Source organism: Thermogemmatispora aurantia, assembly GCF_008974285.1.
GTDB classification, from domain to species: Bacteria; Chloroflexota; Ktedonobacteria; order Ktedonobacterales; family Ktedonobacteraceae; genus Thermogemmatispora; species Thermogemmatispora aurantia.
Genome location: NZ_BKZV01000002.1, coordinates 493,720 through 515,189, shown reverse-complemented (window position 1 = coordinate 515,189; position 21,470 = coordinate 493,720). Strand labels below are relative to the sequence as shown.

Annotated in this window: 17 protein-coding genes; 8 read left to right on the top strand and 9 right to left on the bottom strand. The window is 60.7% G+C overall.

What is annotated here, in order from left to right:
* Window positions 1-597: 597 nt before the first annotated feature.
* Both KTAU_RS08830 and KTAU_RS08825 read left to right on the top strand, forming a co-directional pair.
* A complete protein-coding gene (locus tag KTAU_RS08830; protein ID WP_170293167.1) occupies window positions 598-1,071 on the top strand; it encodes a nuclear transport factor 2 family protein in 474 nt (157 codons plus the stop codon).
* 601 nt (window positions 1,072-1,672) lie between these two features.
* The gene (locus KTAU_RS08825; protein ID WP_151728035.1) at window positions 1,673-3,862 is read left to right on the top strand and encodes an alkaline phosphatase family protein; all 2,190 of its coding nucleotides are present in this window, start codon (window positions 1,673-1,675) and stop codon (window positions 3,860-3,862) included.
* Between the two features lie 207 nt (window positions 3,863-4,069).
* On the opposite strand, the gene KTAU_RS08820 is transcribed toward KTAU_RS08825, so the two are convergent.
* The 4 genes from KTAU_RS08820 to KTAU_RS08805 form a co-directional block, all read right to left on the bottom strand.
* The gene (locus KTAU_RS08820) at window positions 4,070-5,749 is read right to left on the bottom strand and encodes a glycoside hydrolase family 10-like protein (RefSeq protein WP_151728034.1); all 1,680 of its coding nucleotides are present in this window, start codon (window positions 5,747-5,749) and stop codon (window positions 4,070-4,072) included.
* Window positions 5,750-6,052: 303 nt separating this feature from the next.
* Window positions 6,053-7,015 carry a ribokinase gene (locus KTAU_RS08815; RefSeq protein ID WP_151728033.1) on the bottom strand — a complete coding sequence of 321 codons (963 nt, stop codon included), beginning with the start codon at window positions 7,013-7,015 and terminating at the stop codon, window positions 6,053-6,055.
* A 121-nt stretch (window positions 7,016-7,136) separates the two neighbouring features.
* Window positions 7,137-7,883, bottom strand: a complete 747-nt coding sequence (locus tag KTAU_RS08810) for an ABC transporter ATP-binding protein (RefSeq protein ID WP_151728032.1) — start codon at window positions 7,881-7,883, stop codon at window positions 7,137-7,139.
* A gap of 220 nt (window positions 7,884-8,103) precedes the next feature.
* Entirely contained in the window at window positions 8,104-8,907 is an 804-nt protein-coding gene (locus tag KTAU_RS08805; protein ID WP_151728031.1) for a hypothetical protein, read from the bottom strand.
* 202 nt (window positions 8,908-9,109) lie between these two features.
* On the opposite strand from KTAU_RS08805, the gene KTAU_RS08800 reads away from it, so the two are divergent.
* The 4 genes from KTAU_RS08800 to KTAU_RS08785 all read left to right on the top strand — a co-directional run bounded on the left by KTAU_RS08800 (window position 9,110) and on the right by KTAU_RS08785 (window position 14,016).
* Window positions 9,110-9,988, top strand: coding sequence for an IclR family transcriptional regulator (locus tag KTAU_RS08800; RefSeq protein ID WP_170293166.1), 879 nt, complete (start codon window positions 9,110-9,112; stop codon window positions 9,986-9,988).
* 71 nt (window positions 9,989-10,059) lie between these two features.
* Entirely contained in the window at window positions 10,060-11,448 is a 1,389-nt protein-coding gene (locus tag KTAU_RS08795; RefSeq protein ID WP_151728029.1) for an MmgE/PrpD family protein, read from the top strand.
* Window positions 11,449-11,578: 130 nt separating this feature from the next.
* Complete coding sequence (locus KTAU_RS08790; RefSeq protein WP_151728028.1) at window positions 11,579-12,409, top strand: phosphosulfolactate synthase; 831 nt, start codon at window positions 11,579-11,581, stop codon at window positions 12,407-12,409.
* Between the two features lie 167 nt (window positions 12,410-12,576).
* Window positions 12,577-14,016, top strand: a complete 1,440-nt coding sequence (locus KTAU_RS08785) for a DUF2087 domain-containing protein (protein WP_151728027.1) — start codon at window positions 12,577-12,579, stop codon at window positions 14,014-14,016.
* A 50-nt stretch (window positions 14,017-14,066) separates the two neighbouring features.
* On the opposite strand, the gene KTAU_RS08780 is transcribed toward KTAU_RS08785, so the two are convergent.
* The 4 genes from KTAU_RS08780 to KTAU_RS08765 form a co-directional block, all read right to left on the bottom strand.
* A complete protein-coding gene (locus KTAU_RS08780; RefSeq protein ID WP_170293165.1) occupies window positions 14,067-14,765 on the bottom strand; it encodes an HAD family hydrolase in 699 nt (232 codons plus the stop codon).
* 291 nt (window positions 14,766-15,056) lie between these two features.
* Window positions 15,057-15,368 (bottom strand): hypothetical protein, encoded by a 312-nt coding sequence (locus KTAU_RS08775; protein ID WP_151728025.1) that lies wholly within the window; start codon window positions 15,366-15,368, stop codon window positions 15,057-15,059.
* A 27-nt stretch (window positions 15,369-15,395) separates the two neighbouring features.
* Window positions 15,396-16,706 (bottom strand): alpha/beta hydrolase family protein, encoded by a 1,311-nt coding sequence (locus tag KTAU_RS08770; RefSeq protein ID WP_151728024.1) that lies wholly within the window; start codon window positions 16,704-16,706, stop codon window positions 15,396-15,398.
* A 480-nt stretch (window positions 16,707-17,186) separates the two neighbouring features.
* Window positions 17,187-17,480: a hypothetical protein gene (locus KTAU_RS08765; RefSeq protein ID WP_112432987.1), complete on the bottom strand. Its 294-nt coding sequence runs from the start codon at window positions 17,478-17,480 to the stop codon at window positions 17,187-17,189.
* A gap of 441 nt (window positions 17,481-17,921) precedes the next feature.
* On the opposite strand from KTAU_RS08765, the gene KTAU_RS08760 reads away from it, so the two are divergent.
* Window positions 17,922-18,599: an MEDS domain-containing protein gene (locus KTAU_RS08760; protein WP_170293164.1), complete on the top strand. Its 678-nt coding sequence runs from the start codon at window positions 17,922-17,924 to the stop codon at window positions 18,597-18,599.
* A 180-nt stretch (window positions 18,600-18,779) separates the two neighbouring features.
* Here KTAU_RS08760 and KTAU_RS08755 read toward each other — a convergent pair whose 3' ends face one another.
* Window positions 18,780-19,724: a cysteine hydrolase family protein gene (locus KTAU_RS08755; RefSeq protein ID WP_151728022.1), complete on the bottom strand. Its 945-nt coding sequence runs from the start codon at window positions 19,722-19,724 to the stop codon at window positions 18,780-18,782.
* A 510-nt stretch (window positions 19,725-20,234) separates the two neighbouring features.
* On the opposite strand from KTAU_RS08755, the gene nusA reads away from it, so the two are divergent.
* Complete coding sequence (nusA, locus tag KTAU_RS08750) at window positions 20,235-21,395, top strand: transcription termination factor NusA (protein ID WP_151728021.1); 1,161 nt, start codon at window positions 20,235-20,237, stop codon at window positions 21,393-21,395.
* Window positions 21,396-21,470 lie beyond the last annotated feature (75 nt).

Here is a 21,470-nt window from a genome sequence, read left to right as displayed (position 1 = left end):
GAGACGGGCGTCTCTCTGTCTTCAACGACTGGTAAGCGCGCAAGCGCAGAAGTGAAAAAAGGAACGTCTCCCATGCGGCCCTCGGTCTCCGCAGCCGAAGCCCACGGGAAGCGCTCCCATCAGAGAAGACGGCATCGCCGGTGGAAACTGGTAATGAACGTCCAGCTAATCGCGGTTCTGGCCAGGAAGCTGGTTGGGTGCGGCAAAAAGATCGTATTCCAGTTCCCTGTTATCACGCCCTCGTCCAGCGACGGACTCCCCTCAGCACCTTGCCTGGACAGTATGAGAATGGCAAATTCCTTTCTCCTGCCCTCGCCAGCGAAAAAGGCGGCGACCGATGAGGCTTGCGTCCTCTCGCTCTCCGTTTCCTCCTGGCTTTCGTCCTGATTGGATCTTGCTCGTTCGGTAGGAGAGGTCAGCGAAGGAAGCCGGTGGATAGGCGGGTAAAGATAGGCGACAGGCGACCACACTCGACGCAGCTCCCAATTCAATTGACCAGAGTATTTGTCCTTATCGTCCTCCTGCGCTACAATACAGAGCACGAGGATGCCACCATCCGAGAGCTGCCAGCCAGAGAGAAGCAGAGGAGAAAGTGGCGTGCGAACCAACCGAGACAGCTTTGAGCACAGTGGTCCTGTGCCTGCAGGCATGGAGCTGCCCATTCTCATCAATCGCTGGATCGTCGCCTTCAATGCTCACGACGTCGATGAGCTTATTGCCCTCTATCATGAGAGCGCTGAACTCTTTGACACGGGTATGCGCCATGCGCGTCGCGGCCATCAAGAGATCGCGCGCTGGTTTAGTCAGCGCTTCGCTAGTATGCCGACCATCCAGTATACGCCGACGCGCCGCTTCTTTGGGGATGGGCAGGCGGCAGTCTGCTGGATTGCCTCCGGCGAAACGCCGCGCCTCCTGAGACAGTCCTGGCTTTCTCGACCGTTTCAAGTCGATGGCGTCAGCATCTTCTTGGTCAGAAATGGCCTGATCCTGCGGCAGAGCGACTACTACGATCATTTTTCGATCGTCGAGCAGGTCTTTCCCCCTCTGCGCTGGCTCCCCTTCAGGCTCTAAGTCTTGAGTCAGAGCAACCCCAGTCAGAGAGCTGTTCTGGTACAGGCTTTCTTCCAGGCGTGCTGTGCTTCAGCTCCAAAAAGCGTGTGAGGCCAGCCAGCCAGCCGGCCAACTCGCTAACCAACTAACGAACCTCGGCGTAGCCTCTCGGCCCTGATTGATCAGGCAGGGTAGCCAACGAGCTGAGCGTGACCGGGTCTAGCGGTGCTCTTTCCCTGCCCGAGCCTGCCGGGTCATGTCTCCTCTTTCCTCTTATGAGCTTGCATGAACGCCTCTATTTTACATATTCTTAATACTTTGCCATTTAGATCATTGATATCTATTCAATAGAGTGCTATACTCTAATTGCATCTCCTTGGAGAGTCGAGAGGAACGCGACTTGGGGAGACCTCCCTGTCAGGCGTGCCACCTGACAGGCTCTCAACATTGGAAGCGCAAGGACAGGGCAGAGCGCGGCGGGGAAGGTCAGCGTCCGGGCCGCGGCTACTGGCCGGAGGAAGAGGGCCTTACTCCTGCTGCCAGGGGCGAGTTGCAGCCATGCTGTTCTTGTGTGCCAATCGATCAACCAACCGGTGGACCTGCAGCGATAAAGGAGGAACCTATGTGTCATCGCACCTGGTCCCAGCGCAACCCCGTGGGGGGACGCTTCCGCTTCATCGAAGCGAGCTGTCTGCTTCTTCTCATCATCAGCATCCTGCTACCAGCGGTGAAGCCTGGTGGTGCCGCTGCTGCTGCGATGAGCGAGGGTGATGCGACCTGTCGTCTCAAAAACGGCATCAAGCACGTCATCTACATCCAATTTGATAATGTACATCTGATGAGGGACAACCCTAATGTTCCCTCTGATCTAGAGCAGATGCCTCATCTCCTCAGCTTCATCGAGAGTAACGGCGTCATGCTCTCCAACAACCACACTCCCCTGATTGCCCACACCGGCACCGACATTCTCACCTCACTCACCGGTGTCTACCCGGATCGTCACGGAGTAGCGGTCAGCAACAGCTATCGCTATTTCAATCCTGACGGGACCAGTAGCCCGGCCTCAGCCTTCGCCTACTGGACCGATCCCATTTACGACCCCACCAATCCGACGCCGACTGATACCACCTACAACATGCTCAACGAGCTGGGGGTCAACGCCCCGGCGCCGTGGGTGTCCTATACCCGGGCTGGCTGTAACGTTGGAGGTGTTGGCGCTGCCAACATGGTCCTGGAGAACACGGGGACTGACATTCCCACTGTCTTCGGGGCCGACTCGCCGGAAGCCCATGAAGTCAAAGCCAATCCTGGCCAGGCGTATGCCGATTTCGTTGGCATCAGCATTCATTGTGCCCTCAACAACCCGCTCTGCTCCTCTGAGCATAACGGCAAACCTGATCTTCTGCCCGACGAACCTGGGGGTTATGAAGGCTACCAGGCCCTCTTCGGTCACAAATACGTTGTTCCCCAGATCAGCCCCGACGGGCCGCTTACTGACCTCGACGGGCACATCATCCAGGATTCCCAGGGACACATCGGCTTCCCCGGCTTTGATGGCATGGAAGCCAGCGTCAGCCTGGCCTATGTAGCCGCCATGCAAGAGCACGGTGTACCTGTCACATACGCCTACATCTCCGATGCCCACGACAAACACCCGGGCGGGCCGGCCTTTGGACCTGGTCAAGCGGGCTATGTTGCTGCCCTCCGTGCCTATGATCAGGCCTTTGCTCGTTTCTTCCAACGGCTAGAGCAAGATGGCATCACGCCAGCCAACACGCTCTTTGTCATCACCGCTGACGAAGGGGACCATTTTGTCGGCGGGCCCCCGACTCCGGTGGACTGCGATGGCATCAATGTGCCTTGTAGCTACAGCGTGATTGGCGAAATCAACGTCAACCTGACGGGCTTGCTTGCCACTCAGCAAGGCGTTACTACCCCCTTCCAATTGCATGCCGACTCGGCCCCGGCGATCTACATCACCGGCAATCCGGGGCGCACCGATCCAGTGACACGAGCTTTTGAGCGGGCCACTGGCAAACTCACAGCCGTCAACCCCATCACGGGCAAGACAGAGCAGCTGACCCAATACATGGCCGATCCCGTCGAAATGAAGCTGCTGCACATGGTCACCGCCGATCCGGCTCGTACACCTACCTTTGTCTGGTTCGCCAATCCTGACTACTACCTCTATGCCGGGCCAGCCAACTGCAACGCGCCCTGTGTCCAGGTTGTGCCTACCTATGCCTGGAACCACGGCGATATTGCCCCCGACATCAACCGCACCTGGCTGGGGCTGGTTGGGCCTGGCGTGCGCCATCTTGGTCTCAACGACAGCATCTGGGCCGATCACGCCGACATTCGTCCCACGATGATGGAGCTACTCGGCCTCAAAGACGACTACCGTCATGACGGACGGGTTCTTATCGAAGCGCTGGATGACAGCGCGCTTCCGCCCACGGTGAGGCGCAGTCGTGGCTTGCTCCTCCAGCTTGGTCAACTCCTCAAGCGCATCGATGCGCCCGTAGGTGACCTTGCCCTGAGCACCCTGCGCATCTCCACCCTGGCGCTAGAGAGCGGTAGCCCCGACAACGATAGCACCTATACCCGGATGGCTTCCCAGCTTCAGCTGCTGACCGCGCAGCGCAATGCCCTGGCCGACGAGCTGCTTACTCTCCTGGAGGGAGCCGAGTTCGGTGGCAGTGGGCAGCAAGCTGCAGCGAAGCTCACCCCGGCCCGCACAGCTAACCTTGTGGCCAAAGGCAACAATCTGCTCCAACGCGCTCGCAGCCTGACGACCCGGCATTCTCGTTAGCGCTCTTGATCTGCCCTTGTGCTGGTGCTGGCTGATCACTGACGGCTGAGCTGCCAGCTGCCAGCGGTTTGCAGACCGGCTCTTACCGGAGAGGAGCCGTCTCTGAGCGTGGGGCGGCACAGCCTGGTATATCGGGGCCGTGTCCGCCTCGCGCTTCTCATTGGGGCGAGGCAGAGAGGCAAATCAGTGCGACCAGCCTGCTGCTGCTCATGGAAGATGGACAACCAGAGCTGAGCTGGGGGAGCTTTCATGATACAGACGGTCCAGCGCGGTCACGTAGTACGTATAGAGTGCGTCCTGGGGTGCGAGCTGGTCGACAAACAGCTGCCAGCCTGTTCCAAAGCGTCGCTGGGTCGCCAGCAGGGCGGTAGCAGCCTTCAGCGCGCACAGGCCAGGGGGAGCGGCGCCATCCAGGCGGTAGAGAGCATAAGCGACTGTCTGGGCCTGCCCACCAGAGCCATCCTGCCAGCGCAGCGTCACCGTCCACCAGTTCGTTCCCTGGGGCTGCAATTGGGCCTGCAAGGCCCTGGGTGTCGGCGGAGGGCCCCCGCCCAACCAGGGCATCACTGGAATCAGCGCAGGATGGCGATAGAGAGCCGTGCGCAAACGCCGGGCGAAGCCGAGGGGATCGGCCAGTAAGGACTTCAAGCGGAAAAAAACTTCGCCTTTTATCGCCGCAAAGTGCAGATCAAAACGCAGATGGCGCGGCATCTCCTCCGCGTCGTTCCAGGGGCCGCCGCTCCCGATCTTATAGGCTGCCTGTCCAATGTAGAGATGGACCGGCCAGCCCTGCACCTCATGGACCCACCAGCGCACGAGCGTCGCATAATCGGCGGGTCTGAAGCCGATGGGCCAATACAGTTGCGGGGCGATATAATCCAGCCAGTGGTGCCTGATCCAGGTGCGTGTATCTGCATAGAGCGAATCGTAGCTTGTCACCGCTGCTGCGGTGGCCGAGCCTGACGGATCGCTGCGGCGGCTGCGCCAGACCCCGAAAGGACTCACGCCGAACTTTACTGTTGGGCGCAAGCGGTGGATTGTCTGCCTGAGAGTCGCTATCAGCTCATTCACGTTTGCCCGTCGCCAATCGGCGATCGAGCGATAGTGGCCGGCGCCGTACTGGCGATAGGTCTCGCTATCTGGAAAAGGCAGCTTTCCCACTGGATAGGGGTAGAAGTAATCATCCAGGTGAATTCCGTCGACATCGTAGTGACGCAGCAGCTCCTCGACCGTGGCCGCCAGGAGCCGGCGTACGGCGGGCAAACCTGGATTCAGGTAGAGGGCGCCGGCGTAGTGCACTACCCACTCGGGATGTTGCCGCGCGGGATTGGTCGGGGCCAGGGCGGCGAGATTGTCGTGGAAGCTGATGCGAAAGGGGTTCAACCAGGCGTGAAACTCCAGGTTGCGCCGGTGAGCCTCGTTCAGCAGGAATCCCAGTGGGTCATAACCTGGACTGCGCCCCTGGACGCCGCTCAGGTAGGCCGACCAGGGAGCGTAGTGCGACGGATAGAAGGCGTCCCCCAACGGGCGTACCTGTACAAAGACTGCATTGAAGCCCAATGCCTTCACCTGGTCGAGCAAGCGCCGCCCTTCTTCCTGCTGAACGGCGGCGGGCAGGCCCGGGCGTGAGGGCCAGTCCAGATTGGCCACCGTGGCGATCCAAACCCCACGTAGCTGTCGTAGCGGCGTCCCAATTGCTGGTGAAGGGGAGCACGACCGCGCTCTGCCCTCTCCGCGCTGCCAGCTCTGTGCCTGGGCTGACATCGAAAGGGGGTTGGCCGATCCTACAGCCGGGGCCGACGGCAGCACACTCAGCAGCCAGATCAGAACCACTGCCACCCAACGCAGGTATCCATAACCTCCATAGCCACTACCACATTTGCCCATCTGCTTCTTCTCCCCGCTACGCTGAGATTGATGTAGACAATAGTAGCGATGTGTAGGAGTATTGTACCGCACTCCTTTGTGATTGTGAAATCAACTTCTTCGATATGAGAAGGTTGCTGTCAAATATCGATGAAATTGGATAGAAGAGGGAAGATGAGAGAAGAACGGGGAAAGAGGGGCGAAAAGGGGGGATTGGCGGGGGGAATAAAGCGAATATGAGTCCGGGCCTGGCCGGGGGTGGAGCGAGCCATCAGACTCGCCGGCTGGCCTCAAGGCTAAGGGGAAAGGATGGGAGGGTCAAAGCTAGAGCAGGGCCTCCACCTCAGTGCGCGTCGGTAGAGAAGGCAAAGCGCCCTTGCGCGTAACGGTGATGGCTCCTGCGGCGTTGGCCCAGCGGAGCGCCTCCTCAAGAGGGGCACCCATTGAAAGGCGAGCGGCCAAAGCGCCGCAGAAAGCGTCGCCGGCGCCGGTCGGATCGACCTGCTGCACATTGAAAGCGCGCTGCCAGCGATGGAAAGGCGGAGCGCCGTTCTCGCCATGAGTGCACCACGTCGCGCCCAGCGCTCCCAGCGTAATAATCACATGCTGGGGGCCGCTCTCAAGCAACCGCTCGGCTGCGGTTTTGGCCGTCATGGCCGTATCAATGGTCAGGCCGGCCAGGAAACTCGCCTCAATCTCATTCACCACCAGAATATCCACCATCCTGAAAAGCTCGGCAGGGAGCGTCTCCTGGGGGATCGGGGCAGCGTTGAGAATCGTCAGGAGACCAGCCGCGCGTGCCTGGTGCAAGGCGGTGGCGATCGTCTCGATGCCTGTCTCGCATTGTGTCAGAAAAACGCCGGGTGGGGTCATAGCGGCTCTCTGTTGCGAGCCGAGCAGCTCCTCCATTGCCCGGCGTACCGTCTCTGCCGACAGGGTCAGATTCGCGCGTGGCAGAGCGACAATGGCATTTTGCCCGATCTCAGTTGCTATCGTCACGCAGCCTACCCCCGTGCCAGCCGTGGCATCGCGGCTAACGTAGGTACAATCGACGCCCTCGGCGGCCAGCGCGGGGAAGAAGGCATCGCCAAAGGCGTCTTGACCGACATTGCCGATCAGACTCGTCTGGGCGCCGAGACGGGCGGCAGTCACCGCCTGATTGAAGCCTTTGCCGCCGATGAACATCGCAAACTCTTCGCCGATCAAGGACTCCCCGGGGAAAGGGAAGCGAGGTGCGCGGGCTACCAGGTCGGTCATCAGGCTGCCAAGAACAATGACTCTACCCATAGAAGGACCCCCTCAATCCCTGTGGCCGCTTGCCGGCCTGCCTGCGTGTTGAAAGATATCTCTATTATAGGGTACAGAAGCGCCAGATGTAAATGCTGGACCTGCCGGGTTGATTGCAAGGCTAGACTCTGTCTGCAGGGGAAGCGACGAGAGAACGATCGTCCTCGATGCGTCCATCGCGCATAGTGATCAAACGCTGCGCCCGGCGTGCGACCTCCAGGGCGTGTGAGACCCAGACAAAAGTCAGTCCCTGCTCGCGATTGAGGGCCAACATCAGGTCGAGGATCTCCTGACTGGCCTCGCTATCCAAGGCCCCGGTTGGCTCATCGGCCCAGACGATAGCAGGGCGAGTAGCCAGGGCGCGGGCAATGGCCACTCGTTGGCACTGCCCACCGCTCATCTCCGCCGGGCGGTGGCGAGCCCAACGGCTCAATCCGACCTGCTCAATGCTGGCAAGAGCTCGCTCGCGCGCTTCGCGAGGTGGCACTCCGCTCACCAGTAGCGGCAGTTCGATATTCTCCAGAGCCGTCAACACTGGCAATAGATTGTAGTTTTGGAAGATGAAGCCCATTGAACGAGCGCGGAAGGTTGTTAGCTCGTTATCGGTCAATTCCTGAATATCCTGACCTGCAATGCGGATTGTCCCCGAGGTCGCCCGGTCCAGGCCGCTAAGGCAGTTCAGCAAGGTAGTCTTACCGCAGCCGCTTGGTCCCATGATCGCTACAACCTCGCCGCGGCGAATTTGGAGGCTGACGCCGCGTAGCGCCTGGACCTTGAGTGCCCCTTCGCCGTAGTCCTTGTGCAGGTCAATGGCCTCGACAATCAGCTCCTCTTGTGCTGGTAAGCTGGGGATCGCTGGGCTGGACATGCTCCTGTTCCTTCTCACTTGAAGGCTGCTCACCGTCCTGCCTGCTCTCGTTGCTGGGAGAGGGCAGGGCATTCTCACTCTGAGAGTGTAGCGCGGGCCGGCCTCACGTGCAAGGGCGGGCGACATGAGAACCAGGATTGGTCTCTGACTGGCCAGGGGCGCGAGGCCGGCGCCGACGCGACGCTGTCTCGTCGGATCAGCTGCTCACCTGGAGCGCCGACTACGGCTGACCCGGTTCTCCCAGGGGAGCGCCACGCCTGCTGGCCTCCTCTGGGTTAGCGGCCAGGGCGCTTTCTGGCAAAGCTCCCAACGGTGGAACGTCTGCCGGAGGCGTAGGAGGCTCGCCGGTGCCGGCTGCGGTGGAAACAGCCTCCTGCTGCACGCCAGCGGGAGCTGTAGCGGTAGCGGGATCGGGGCCAGAGGCCGCTGTAGAGGTGCTCTCGGGAGCTGGAGGCGGTACGACGACGGTGGTCCCGTCGCTGGTGGGTGTGGCTGTGACGGCAGGAGAACCCGTCAGTGGGGGAACGTAGCCCGGAGGGGCGTAGCCTGGGCTGAGAGCAGGTCCTGTTGGCATTGGCATGGCAAATGGCGGTGGGTAGGCGATCGGGCCGCCAGCAGGATAGGCTGCTACAGGGGGAAACGAAGGGGGATAAGCTGGATAGGCCGCAGGAGGAGCAGCCGCACCACTGGCCGATGGCTGAGCAGGCAAGGGACCTGACGCCGCTGCTGGCGGGGCACTGGCCTGCTCCTGTCCTTCGCCATGCAGACGCTCCAGCTCCTGCTGGATTTCTTGGATGTGCTGCTCAAGGGTGGCGAGATTCTGACAGAGTGGCAGCAGCTCGCTCTGGCTGAGTCTCCCACTGCAATACAACTCCATGACTTTGTTGGAGAGTGTCCGGTGCTCCAGACTGGCCTTGTAGCTCAGGTCATTCAGCACGATCTGCAAGTGCTGAATACGGGCCAGGCGAGCCGCCTGCTGGGCTGCCTTTTCCAAACCATGCTGGATGCTTTCTAAAATACTCATCAATACGCTCCTTCTGCTGCTCGCGGGCGATAGTACCTCTCAGGTCTGCCCTCACCGGCCCTCATTATAGCAAAGGGGCGACGCTGGCGTCGAGACAGGGTCGGTGGCAGCGGCCCATTTGACAGGCCAGCCCTCCTGTGCTATACTAAGGTGTCCATTATGTGGATGATATTCCACTATGTGGAAAGGAGGCGCTGAAGTAATGCCCTCGGAGGAGGCGCGTGCGACGCGGGTGGGAGTCCTGGACAAGGCGATGGCCATTCTCGAGGCCTTCCCGCGGGGGGAGAGTGCTCTTCTGCCCCAGGAAATTGCCGAGAGGACCGGGCTACCGCTCCCGACAGTCTATCGGCTGGCTCAGGCTCTTGCTGAGCATGGGCTGCTGATGAAAGAAGGCTCGCGCTTTCGTTTAGGGCTGACCCTCCTGCGTCTTGGTTTGCTGGTAGCCGAGAGCATTGACGTACGCAGGCAGGCTCTGCCTCATCTCACCTGGCTCAACGGCCAGACGGGAGAAAACGCCGAGCTGCACATTCGCCAGCACGAGACCAGGGTTGTCATCGAGGTCGTGCGCAGCCCCCACAATTTGCGTCCCTTTGCCGAGATCGGGGCCCCGCTTCCGCTGCATCGAGGCGCTGCTGGCAAGGTCTTACTGGCCTGGCTCTCGGGCGAAGAGCGCCTGGCTCTGGCCCGGGCCAGCCGTGAGCGCTTTGACAGCGAGCAGGTGGCTGGAGGACGGGATTGGGATGAAGGGAGCTTTTTGGCCGAGCTGGAGAGGGTGCGGCGTCAGGGATGGGCCTACAGTGAAGGCGAGCGGGTTGCTGGAGTAGCGGGCCTAGCCGCGCCCATCTTTGATAGCAGGGGCCGGATAGCGGCAGCTCTCACGCTCGTGGCGCCCGCTGCTCGTCTTGGGCCGGAGCAACGGGCGCGAGCTATCCCCCTGGTCTGTGAGGCCGCGCGCCGTGCCTCCTACGACATGGGTCATATCGCCAGTGCCGCCAGCCTTACCGGCGCGGCAGGCTCAGAGCGGCAAGAACAGCGCCATCAGCGCCACGACGGTGTCGGCGCTGAGCCGCCCATGCCTTGAGCAAATGAAGGCGCATGTGAAACCAGCCACTCCTCTCGGGAGTACTGGCATTGGGAAGGAGGTCAGCAATCATGACGCTCGTTGAAGAGCTAGCAAACTTTGTGGTACGCAGCAGCTATGAGGATCTCTCGGCAGAGGCGCGCCGTGAGTTAAAGATTCGCGTGCTCGATTCGCTGGGGTGTGCCATTGGCGCCTTAGAGGGGCGGCCTCTGGCTATTTTGCGTGAGCAGATCAAAGACTTTGGGGGCAATCCACTGTCGACCTTGATTGCTGGAGGTCAAACGGCGCCAGACCGAGCGGCTTTCTACAACTCTGCTCTGGTGCGCTATCTCGACTATAACGATACCTTCATTGCTAAAGGGGAGAGCTGCCATCCCAGCGATAATCTGGGCGCTGTCCTGGCGGCCAGCGAATATGCTGATCGCAACGGCAAGGAGCTCTTGACTGCCCTGGCCGTGGCCTATCAGGTGCAGTGCCGGCTATCGGAGGTGGCTCCGGTACGGGCCAGGGGCTTTGACCATACCGTTGAGGGCACGTACGCAGTGGCGGCTGGCGTCTCGCGCGCTCTGGGCCTGGATGCACAGCGCACAGCTAACGCCATCGCCATCAGCGGTACTGCCTATAACGCCCTGCGCGTCACCCGCACAGGCAGCATCTCCCACTGGAAAGGGATGGCCTACCCGGCGGTGGCCCACGCTGGTACTCATGCCACCTTCCTGGCCATGCGCGGCATGACCGGGCCGATCGAAGTCTTCGAGGGCAATAAGGGCTTTATGGAGAGCATCGCCGGACGCTTTACCATCGACTGGTCACGCGAGAATCTGGAGATTGTTCGGCGCACCAGCATCAAAAAGTACAACGCTGAATTCCACTCTCAGCCGACTCTGGAGGGCATTCTGCAGCTGCGAGAGCAGCACCAGCTACGAGCAGATCAGATTGAGCGTATTGAGATTGATACCTTCGATGTCGCCTACCATATTATCGGTGGGGGGGAAGAGGGAGATAAGCGCATTGTGCGCACCAAGGAGGAGGCTGATCATAGTCTCCACTACATGGTGGCAGTAGCCCTGCTCGATGGCAAAGTGACCCCCGAACAATATCGGCCCGAGCGCATCGTGGCCAGCGATGTACAGGCCCTGCTGCGCAAGGTCGAGGTGCGGCCTGCCGACGATCTCAGTGCCCGCTTCCCTGTCGAGATGCCCTGTCGCATCCGTGTCCTGCTGACCGATGGGCGGCGCTATGATCTGGAGATTGCCGACTATCCTGGCTTCTATAGCCGCCCGCTGAGCTGGGAGCAGGCACTAGAGAAGTTCGAGAGCCTGACAGCTCCCTACACTGACGGCGAGCTGCGGCGCGCCATCGCCGAGACAGTGCAACATCTGGATGAGGTGCCGGTGCGCCAGCTCACGGCCTTGCTGGCCCAGGTGCGCCTGCCAGCCGCTGGCGGGCCTGCCCTCTAGCGCAAGAGGGAGGTGGGCGGGTCGCAGCCCCCGAGCGGCAGAGCGGCGCGCGTGGGTCCTGCGGCCTGCCAGTTCGGCCAGTGAACCTGGCGAGAGATAGTAAGCGAACGATCAGACAAGGAGGGAGACAATGGCAGAGCGTGGCTTTACCTTCCTACGCATGAATGAGCGGCAGAGCAAGCCGCGAACACGTGGTATTACCGAGATTCGCGGCCCCTACTACACGGCGATGGGGAAGCGCTACCTGGAGGACGTGCTGGAGACGATGGGTGAATACGTTGACTCGCTCAAGTACGCTGGCGGCTCTTTCACGCTGATGCCGCCCAAAGCCGTACGCGAGCTGAACGAGACCGCCCACCGCTACAATGTGCTGGTCTCGACCGGCGGTTTCATCGAGTATGTCCTCACTCAAGGGGCGCAGGCGGTTGATCGCTATGTGAAGGAGTGCCGCGATCTGGGCTTCGACATTATCGAGATCTCCAGCGGCTTTATTACGATCCCTATCGATGACTGGCTGCGCCTGGTGGAGAAGGTGCAGAAGGAGGGTCTGAAAGCCAAGCCCGAAGTGGGTATTCAGTTCGGTGCAGGCGGCGCGACCAGCGTTGAGGAGTTGGAGGCCGAGGGGACGCGCGATGTGGGCTGGGCCATTGCTCAGGCCAGGCGCTTCCTGGAGGCCGGCGCCTACATGATCATGATCGAGTCCGAAGGAATCACGGAGAATGTCAAGACCTGGCGTACCGATGCGGTGGCCAGGATCATCGCCGAACTTGGCCTGGAAAAAGTCATGTTCGAGGCCGCCGACCCCGAGGTCTTTACCTGGTACATCAAGAACTACGGTCCCGAGGTCAATCTCTTCGTCGATCACAGCCAGATCGTACAGCTGGAGTGCCTGCGCGCAGGTATCTGGGGCACGAAGAGCGTCTGGGGCCGCATCCTCACCTACAAAGGCGAGCAATCCTGATTCAACGCCTGCCTCTAGCCAGCGGGGAGAACGCACTTCTAGTTCTCCCCGCTTTTTGTTCTCATTCAGTTTCACTGCAGGGAGGCTTGCTTTCTCATCTATGTAATGTTATTCTCTAAAGAGAATTATGCGCATAGTTGCATAGAAATGAAAGGAGAAACTCACCTGTGGACCACAAGCCGGTAGTGGGGTCAGATGTGCGGCGAGAGATCGCTCTGGCGCCTGTCTACAATGCTCTCAACAGCCTGGCGCTTCTCTGCGAGGCCGGACGGCTACGCGGCCTCAACGCCTGGGTAGAGCGCAGTGCTCAGCGCCTGACTGCCGAGCAGCGGCAGACGCACAAACTTATCTTTAGCGGGTTACGCGATGTACTCGTAGCTGGGGTAGCCGCAGCTTCATTCGCTGATTTTGCCACGTACCTGGAGGAGCTGGCTGGTGTTGATCCAGAGAATCTACGTGATCGGGCGCTCCAGCACCTGCGCACACGTTGCGAGCGCCGTCTGTCTGCCACAGATGCTGATGGACCCGCACCAGTGCCGTCGCCCGCACGCCTAATCGCTGAACCAGAGACCTACCTTGCCTGTGCTGCCTATGCTGACGGTGCTACCACGGTGGCTGAACCTGCCTTGCTGCGTGAAGCGCATCGCTGGCTCAATCAGCCGGCGGCCATGCAAGAGCTGGTCGTGCAGCATCTCCGTACACTCTGGCAGAAGCTCCTTGAGGCCGAGTGGCGGCGGGTACAGCCCATCCTACGCTGGCAGGTAGAGCAATTCAGTCACTATCAAGAATCAGCAGAGGAAGAGGGAGCAGCTGATCTGTTTCTGGCCCTCACTGGGCGTGAGCTACCCACGGCTATCGAGGAGCGTGCTATCAGGGCGGAGCGGCTGGTCCTGGTACCGTCCTGGCATATGGGGCGTCACGTTAGCTACTGGGAGCATGAGGAAGCGCTCTATCTCTTCTTCAGCGAGCCGCCCAACTACGATGTGGCTTTGCTCATTGCTTCCGTTGGACAGGCTGAGCTGCGCGCGCGGCTGGCGGCGCTGGCGGATGAGACACGCCTGCGCCTGATCGAGCTGCTGGCCGAGCGTGATGAACTGACTGCTCAGGAGCTGATTACGGCTCTGGGCCTGAGCCAGTCGAATGTCTCGCGCCACCTCAAACAGCTGGTCTCGCTTGGTTTTCTCTACGAAAGTCGCGCCAGTGGGGCTGCGAAAGCCTATCGCCTCAGTTCGCCTTACTTTGTGCGGACCGCTCGCGCGCTGAAAGAGTTGGTCAGCCTACCAGTGGGGCAGCGCAGTACTGACGAAGAGGCGCATCGTGGCGGATCGCATGCCCCCGATGTGCGTCGCTTCCTCGATCGGCAGGGGAGGCTCTGCCTCTGGCCGCCGGCCAAGCTGAGCGATAAGCAGCTTGTCCTCAGCTATCTGGCCTCCTTCTTTGAAGCGGGGCGGCGCTACAGCGAGCAAGAGGTAAATGCCATTCTGGACCAGCATAGCGCGATCAACGATAGCGCAGCCCTGCGTCGCGCGCTGTGTGAATATCGCTTCTTAGAGCGGACGCGCGACGGTACCTGCTACTGGCTGGTTACAGCAGAGGCCCAAAGCTGAACCGAGGCGACCGTTGGCGTTGGGCGCGTCGCGTCAGCGTGAGTGCCAGCTCATGGGAAGAGCGTAAGCAGCTCCGCTGGTTGATGGGCCCAATACTCAGGTCGCTCGGCGAGCAGACTTTCTGGAGGGAAGATACCTCCCCAGAAAGCGGCGATGGCCACCATCCCTGCGGCGTGAGCGGCGGCCATGTCACCAGGATGGTCGCCCACATAGGCCAGCCTCTCCGCTGGGGTCTCAGCCGCGATCAGGCCAGCCGCAATCAGCTTCTCGCGCGCCTTCCAGAGCGGAGCGGGATGGGGCTTACGCTCCGAGGTATCCTGGGAGGTCACGGTGACCGTCAGCAGCGCGCTCAGCTCCAGATGGCGCAGATCGGTCGAGAGGCGCTCTGGCCCGGTATTAGTTACCACTACTAACGGATAGCCACGGCGGCGCAATTCTTCCAGCAGCTCGCGCACCCCGGGATAGAGGCAGGTCGAGCGATAGCCTTCGTGAGTGTAATACCAGAGGTAAGAGGCAGCCACCTCTTCAGCATGGGGGCCAGCGTAGCGCGCCGTACTTTCAGCCAGACGCAGCGGCGAAAGCTGGCGGAATTCCTCCATGTTCCGCGGAAAGATGCGCCCTGTATGTTGCTTATAGGCAAACTGCATAGCTGCCATCATACCGCGGGTCGAATCGGCAATGGTCCCATCCCAATCAAAAAGCACAGCCTGGAAAGGCCGGGCGGCCTTGCTCTCTGCAGTTTCAGTCACGCTCCTGATCACTCCTTCTCTTCCGCCGCAGCTCTCGCTCTCTTTGCCCAGGCGAGAGCCTTATCGCTGCAGGCTATTATAGCGCATCCATTCGGTGGGTGGAGGAGCTGAACCTTGTGGCTGCCCGCCAGCAGCCGCGTCTTGTAACTGCGGTGAGAGCGGAGAGGAGAAGGATAGGGGCCATGTAACCGTTTTGGGGAGCGCGCGGAAGAAAGAGAAGACGAGCTGAGCGGGCGACCTGGCAGGAGGGGAGCGCCGGACAGGGCTTCTCGTCGCCCGCTCCCTCCATCTCTAACCAGCCGGCCCATCTCCTTGTTGGGGAGGAGCGGCAGCCGTCAAGCGAGTTGCTAAGCAAGGCGGCACTGCCAGCGTTACCAGAGCCGCACAGCCGAGGGCCAGCGCGCCAGCCGCCAGCTTTCCCAGCAGCCAGACCGCTGGCCAGGCTGAAAGCACTGCTCCCGCCATTGCCAATCCCAGAAGCAGAAGCCAGGCGCGCCAGCCTGCCTGGCGCCAACGCGGGTGAGCCGCGCCGCCCAGGAGGCCGCAGAACAGGCCGATCAGGAGCCAGAGGCCAGTCAAAGCCAGTGCCAGCGAAAGCGTCATCGCAGACCTCCCTTGCTTGTCAGCCGCTCAAGAGCCAACGAGCATAATCTTCCAGATAATAGCTGCCAGGCGGCTGCTATCGCCGAGCACTTGCAGCGGACTGAGTCCGCTCCGTACCTCAACGTGTTGAAAAATGCCAAACTCGGCCAGATCGTAAGGATGGTGCAGGCGCTGGAGGGCAGCCGCGAACGCCAGTGTCTCCGTAAACGGAACATAGGCGTCGCTGCGGTCATGTAGCAAGAAGATAGGGGCTGCAATCTCGGTCACCGCGCTCGCTGGCGAGAGTTGTGCCAGCAACGCGCGCATCTGAGGAGACAGAGCTGCCAGATTAGCTGCCACCTGCCCGGGCTGGTCGCCGGCCAGCAGATGGTAAGCCGCGCGTGTACTGGGAGAAAGCTGGTTCAACTCCGCCCTCGTCAACGGCCTGCCGTTCTGGGCGAAAGCGGCGCGCAAAAGAGCCGCTTCGCGGGAAGGGAGGATAGTACCCAGCGTGTGGGCCAGCGCCTGGAGCGGCACATAGTAAGGAATCCAGGTCTGGGTGTGTCCATCAACCTGTAACTGATGAGTAGCGATGGCCTGTAACAGCGTTGTAGCCTCAAAAAAGCCACCGAAGGAGAGTACGAACGCCACCTGATGGCGGATGCGCGGATCGGCAGCTGCAAAGCAGGCGAGAGCATTGCCAGCGCTGAAGCCCACCAGGCCAATTCGTGAAGGGTCGACATCGCGACGCTGGGCCAGCAGCTCAAAGACCTGCACCACCGCGGCACTATCCGCCCGACGCAGCACGAAATCAAAGAGGGCTGGGGTTCCAACGATGGCCACCACCATCCCATCGCTCGCCAGCGAACGTGCAAAGTTCACCAGCTGAGCATCGGCGCGATTATCCCCCAGGCCGGCAATGACCACCACGGCCTGACGGCGCCCTGGGACCAGGGGAGCGGAGTCAGTGGGGGCATAAAGATCTAGATATACCAGACCAGTGGCAGCAGAAGAGAGCGTCGTACGAGTAAAGCGGATCGGCTCGCCGAAGAGCCTGAAAGCGGGTCCTTGAGAAACGCTCAGCAGAGCCGGGAGCAGTAGCCCTGTTCGCAGGCTGGCCCGGCCCCAGGGCGTGAGCGAGAGCAGGAGACCAAGCAGCATCAGCACAGTCAGCAGAGCCTGAGCTGCCCAGCGTCCAAGGGGTGGCCTTCGCTTCCGGTAGGTCCCTCTTAGAGAGGAGACAGGCGGTGGACCTGTCTGCCCGCGGTCGCCGGCAGGGGCCGCATCGGTCGGCACTGGCGGGTTATCGAGAGGGCGAGGCGCAGGAGCCGAAGATGCCTCCGACTGCGAGCAAGCCATCTCGCCTGCCAACCTTAGCGCTATCGACTGCGCTTGTGCAGAACGGCACTGGCCTCTTTGCCAGGCGCGGGCCAGCCATGACAGCGGCTCTGCATGGCAGAAAGAAAGAAGCGGGCTGAAGCGACCTGAGAGCCAGATTAGGGGCCGGGCCAATGGGTGGCAGCTCAGCGGCTGCGAGAGTAGCGGAGGCCTCATGTACATGGCCGCCTCCCTCTGAAGCAAAAGCAGGAACGACAGCACCAGTCATAGTCTCAAACGAAAGAGGCAGCCCACAAGCAACAGCACACACAGGTCCCCGTGCAGAGCATGGTAGAGTTCCGAGACCAGGGCTGGATTGGGTTGAGCCAGGACCTGCCGAAGCGAAAACAGAGGGGCAGCCACACATGCCAGCCAAAGCGCTGCTTGGCCCGGCGGCAGCCGGATGGCGGGCTGCCCATCCTCTCGCGGAGCCGTCTCACTCGCTCCGCCTCCATCAACTGCTCAGTCCGCGGCAGCCTCAACCACCACAGGGCCGCTAATCACCTCTTGCGAGACGAGCACCACGGAGCTGCCCAACGTGCCCATCCAGGTAGTGGCCACCTCATCGGCCTCACGGAGCTGGCGCGGGTCAGCAGAGAGATTGATCGTCACCAGCTGATCCTCGCGGTTCAAGACATAGAAGCCCATGAAACCGGGCAAGCGGCGTACCAGAGGGATCAGATCCTCCTGAATGCGCCGGGTCACGGTAATCACCTTGCCGCTATCGATACGGTACTTACGAATCGTGCCTTGCATGGTAGTCGTCTTCCTTTCACCAGGTCCAGCAAAAATAGAAGCGAGAGAAGAGAAGGCGAGAACAAGCGCTATACCTCGCGTCTCTGGCCAGGCAGAGGAGCGGGGCAAGCATTCACCCAATAGTATAAAGTATGGAATCAATGAGGGAGCCGGAGCGAGCGGTCAGACAAGGCCGCGCCGCTCCAACGGCGACAGGCCCGCGACGAAAGCGCTCCACTGCTGCAACTGGTCGCAGGTCTGCGTACAATATTTCAGGAGAAAGGCCAAGGGCATCGGGCGGGAGTAGCAAGCAAGCAGAGAAGAAGAGGACAGGAGGGGTTGGGGAGAGCTTTCCTACTCTTGGCTGAATAGTGGACGCTTCTATATGTGCTAATCCCGCTCCGGTGTGATATGCTTAATGGTGGCAAGCTGGTTAAGAATCGGCATTGTGTGGAGATAGGCATGGACCTGAGTGTTGATGGCAAGTCAGAGCGTATTCCATACAGCTCGCACATCTGTCAGCTGTACAGCAAAGTGACAGAGATTGCCGGGGTCACGGCCCGGCTGTTACGTGCGGGGATTGTCGCATCGGAGAAGTGCCTGTTCGCGGCGGCGCCAGCGCAGGTGCAGGAGTTGCGTGAAGAACTGGTGAAGCTGCAACTAGATGTAGACGCCTTAATTGCCAAAGGGCAGCTCATTCTCTCCAGCGAGCGGGAGCCGTTTCTCTCCAATGGGAAGCGATTTGATCCTTATTTTTTATTGTCCACGCATCAGACCTTTATTACGCAGGCGCAGCGTGATGGCTGGAAAGCAGTGAGGATCTCGATCGACATGACCTGGTTGGCCGGAGAGCTAGCCACGCCCGAGCAGCTCTTAAAATACGAGGCCCTCTGTGATGCGGTCTTTACCTTTCAGAACCGGCCCATCATTGCCCTGATGCATTACGATTACGGGAAATTGCTGCCCAGCCTTGTGGTGGAGATGCTCAAGCTTCATCCTATCTCCGTCGTAGGCAAATTCATCCGGCGCAATCCCTACTATTTGAACTCCGAGCAGTACATGATCAAGATTCTGCGGATGCATCGGGAGAAAGAGAAAAGGGAGCCAGGGCCGTCAGAACGTGGGGGCGGGCGAGACTAGCGGAGACCAGTAGCGATCAGCCATGCCTGGTCATGCCTGGTCATGCCTAGCCACACCGGAGTGCCAAGAGGTGCGTGAGCGAGCCAGGGAGGAGGACCGCGTCTCTGCTCGCCTGCTGTTGCCAACAGGCGAGCACGGCCAGCTAACTCGTCTTCAACTCCTTACTCGCTCCCTCTTTTCTCACCCTGGTAACCCGTCGGTACTGCGCACCAGGTGGACGCCCAGGCGCTCCCAACGCGCCAGCTCCTCCTCGGCCAGGGCGTCGAAGTCGATCGTTGGGTGTTGGACAGAACTGATGCAATCGCGTAGTACATAGAGGCGTTGGAGCACAGCGGGCCGTTGACTGAAGTACTGAACAAGCTGGCGACCGCTCTCCAGCACGCAGTGAGACTTGGCCTCGCCGGCCAGGAAGACGCGGTCGTGCTGCATAATCGTCTCAAGCAAGGCCGTATTGAGCTGGCTAGCGGGATCAGAAGGATCGGGCACCTCGGCGCCGAAGATGCCGTAGAACTCCGTCCGTGGAGTCAGGCCCTTCACAATATAGTGAGGCTGCGTCTGTCGAGCCGCGCTGTGCCAGGCCAGGGCCTCGCTGATAGGGGCCACCAGCATATGGCCCAGCGTGCCCTGCATCGTATGATAGGGCCAGATCATCAGCTCCTTGCGGGCCTGCTGGCGCAGCGCTTGCACATAGTGGCGCGACCACTCTGGCTCCCGGAGGGGGAGCCAGCGACCTTCCTGGACATCTTCGACGGTGATCGTCGTAAACGGAGCCGGATGCTCGCCCGTTTGAGGGTTCTGCCACCAGGTAGGATAGAAGATCTGGAAAGGCAAATGCGTATCGAGCGAGGCGTAGATCGCCGTAATCTGATCGGCGTAGGCATAGAACCAGGTCAGCAAGCGCCCAACATCCTCTTGCGCGCCTGGGACAGAGAGCGTGCCACTGGGATCGACAAAATCATGCTGATAGTCGACCAGCACCAGCGCGATGCGCTCGCGGTCCGTGCTGGCGGGAGCGAGGCCCGCCTGACGCCCGGCCTCACTGAACTCTGCGATACGGGCGGCGTAAGGGCCTCTGAAGGCATCCTGCGGATCAAAACTTGCTGGAGCCAGAGATCGTGCACTCATAGTAGACTCCCTCATCCAGACCAACGTCGCGGGGCAGAAGCCACGCAGAAGAGCGCGGACTCGGGAGCCGTGGCCAGCAAGGAGGTAGCCTAAGCCTGGCCAGCTCCTGCTCTCTCTGGGCCTGCCTGCCCGCGCGCGTCGAGAACGGCGACGCAGCGAGCGCGAGGCGAGTCCTGCCCGTAGGGTGAAGGGAGGAGAGAAGCCGCTCCTCCCGTTGGCCAGCCGGGCGCTCGCCTGACCATACAGAAAGTGTTAAATCTACACTAAATGGTCATTTAGAGTATAGCCTGTCCTGAGAGAAAAATCAAGGGGAGGGAAAACGAATCGCAAGCTCTTCGCCCTGCCTTGCGTTGAAAAAGATGACATGATATAATACCTTAGAACATAGAGGAACCTTGAGAAAAGTGGGGCCCCCCCACTTTTCTGCTTGCCAGGGACTTTTTCTTTGCACTCGAACAACTTGCAGTAAGTGTTTACTGGGCGACCAGCGAGCGGGAGGGAGAAGGCATCATGAGAAGTGAATTTCAGGCTGCTATTGCGCAGTTGATTGCCGAAAAAGGATTGCCCCGCGAAGTGGTGATGGAGACCGTGGCCAATGCCCTCTTATCTGCCTACCGCAAGAGCTTCGGGGGCGGGGACAACGTGCGCATCGAGGTGGACAAGAACGGCGAGGTCCACGTCTGGACCACCAAGCGAGTGGTTGCCCAGGTCAAAGATCCCAACGAGGAAATCTCGCTGGCGGAGGCCCAGCGTCTCATGCCGAAGGCCGCCCTGGGGCAAACGATTGAAGTGGACTCATCGCATATCTTCGAGCGCATTCCTACCCAGACGGCCAAGCAGGTGATCCTGCAGCGCATTCGTGAGGCCGAGCATGAGCATCTCTACGAGCAGCTCAAAGAGTGGGTGGGGGAGATCCGGCTGGGCACGATCACGCGCCGTGATCCGGCGCGCGGGTGGGTGCTCGACTTTGACCTTGAACGTGTTGACAAGGTCGAGGGACTGATGCCTTTCAGCGAAGAGGTGCCCAGCGAGCACTATCGGGTCGGCCAGCGATTGCGTGTCTATATTGTCGATGTGCGTCGTGTCCAGGGGCGGCTGTTGCAGATTGTGGCCTCGCGCTCCCATCGCGACCTGGTGCGGCGGCTCTTTGAAGCCGAGGTGCCCGAGATCTACGAGGGCACGGTCGAGATCAAGGCTATTGCTCGTGAGCCGGGCAGCCGGACCAAAGTGGCGGTGGTTGCTCACCAGGAGGGCCTTGACCCCATCGGCTCCTGTGTTGGAGTGCGGGGCTCGCGCATCAATAATATTGTGCGCGAGCTGAACGATGAGAAGATCGATATCATCTTGTGGAGCCCCGACCCGGCGACATTTGTGGCGAATGCTCTCAGCCCCGTGAAACCTCTGCGTGTCGAGCTGCGGGAAGCCGAACGTACTGCCCAGGTAGTGGTCGCCGAGAAGCAGCTGTCGCTCGCCATTGGTAAGGATGGGCAGAACGCGCGCCTGGCTGCAAAGCTCACCGGCTGGCGGGTCGATGTGGTCAAGCCTGCCGAGGGCGAGGTCTATGAGGAACCTGTAGAGGAGGCCATCTCGTCGGTGAGCGCTCGCCGTGAGCGTGGGCGTCATGATGGTGGCAGGCGCTCCGCCTCGTCACGCAGCGGGAAATATCGCTAAAGGACTGCTCGTTTATCCGCAGCACCTTCGCCTGTCTGTCGGCCTCTTAACGTTTGCTCGCTGCCTGCTGGCCCA

Coding starts and splice junctions, on each gene's coding strand:
- KTAU_RS08825 (WP_151728035.1), top strand. CDS start 1,673: ATGTGTCATCGCACCTGGTCCCAGCGCAACCCCGTGGGGGGACGCTTC.
- KTAU_RS08820 (WP_151728034.1), bottom strand. CDS start 5,749: ATGGGCAAATGTGGTAGTGGCTATGGAGGTTATGGATACCTGCGTTGG.
- KTAU_RS08815 (WP_151728033.1), bottom strand. CDS start 7,015: ATGGGTAGAGTCATTGTTCTTGGCAGCCTGATGACCGACCTGGTAGCC.
- KTAU_RS08810 (WP_151728032.1), bottom strand. CDS start 7,883: ATGTCCAGCCCAGCGATCCCCAGCTTACCAGCACAAGAGGAGCTGATT.
- KTAU_RS08805 (WP_151728031.1), bottom strand. CDS start 8,907: ATGAGTATTTTAGAAAGCATCCAGCATGGTTTGGAAAAGGCAGCCCAG.
- KTAU_RS08800 (WP_170293166.1), top strand. CDS start 9,110: ATGCCCTCGGAGGAGGCGCGTGCGACGCGGGTGGGAGTCCTGGACAAG.
- KTAU_RS08795 (WP_151728029.1), top strand. CDS start 10,060: ATGACGCTCGTTGAAGAGCTAGCAAACTTTGTGGTACGCAGCAGCTAT.
- KTAU_RS08790 (WP_151728028.1), top strand. CDS start 11,579: ATGGCAGAGCGTGGCTTTACCTTCCTACGCATGAATGAGCGGCAGAGC.
- KTAU_RS08775 (WP_151728025.1), bottom strand. CDS start 15,368: ATGACGCTTTCGCTGGCACTGGCTTTGACTGGCCTCTGGCTCCTGATC.
- KTAU_RS08770 (WP_151728024.1), bottom strand. CDS start 16,706: ATGGCTTGCTCGCAGTCGGAGGCATCTTCGGCTCCTGCGCCTCGCCCT.
- KTAU_RS08765 (WP_112432987.1), bottom strand. CDS start 17,480: ATGCAAGGCACGATTCGTAAGTACCGTATCGATAGCGGCAAGGTGATT.
- KTAU_RS08760 (WP_170293164.1), top strand. CDS start 17,922: ATGGACCTGAGTGTTGATGGCAAGTCAGAGCGTATTCCATACAGCTCG.
- KTAU_RS08755 (WP_151728022.1), bottom strand. CDS start 19,724: ATGAGTGCACGATCTCTGGCTCCAGCAAGTTTTGATCCGCAGGATGCC.
- nusA (WP_151728021.1), top strand. CDS start 20,235: ATGAGAAGTGAATTTCAGGCTGCTATTGCGCAGTTGATTGCCGAAAAA.